Genomic DNA, 255 nt, shown 5'->3' with positions numbered 1-255 from the left:
ACCTATTCCCGAATCAACGCGACCACGGCAAACCCATGTCGGGCGATGCTATACGCATGGCCTTAAACCGCATGGGCTATGAAGGTAAGATGACTACTCACGGCTTCCGCGCCTTAGCTATGACCACGCTAAAGGAGAAGCTAGGATACCGCCATGAGACCGTAGATAGGCAGCTTGCCCATGCCCAGAAAGACAAGATAGCGAGCGCCTATGATCGAGCGCAATTCTTAGAGGAACGTAAAAAGATGATGCAGC

General features: G+C 52.2%; 1 protein-coding gene. It reads left to right on the top strand.

Annotated elements, in window-relative coordinates; all coding sequences use genetic code 11:
• Positions 1-35 precede the first annotated feature (35 nt).
• Positions 36-255 (top strand): site-specific integrase (locus H8K32_RS20215; protein ID WP_463322634.1); only part of this gene is annotated, 220 nt, incomplete at its 3' end.

The organism is Cognatundibacterium jejuense (assembly GCF_014284255.1).
Taxonomy (GTDB): Bacteria; Pseudomonadota; Gammaproteobacteria; order Burkholderiales; family Burkholderiaceae_D; genus Undibacterium; species Undibacterium jejuense.
The sequence above is the reverse complement of the archived record's forward strand: the minus strand, read 5'-3'. Positions and strand labels throughout refer to the sequence as shown.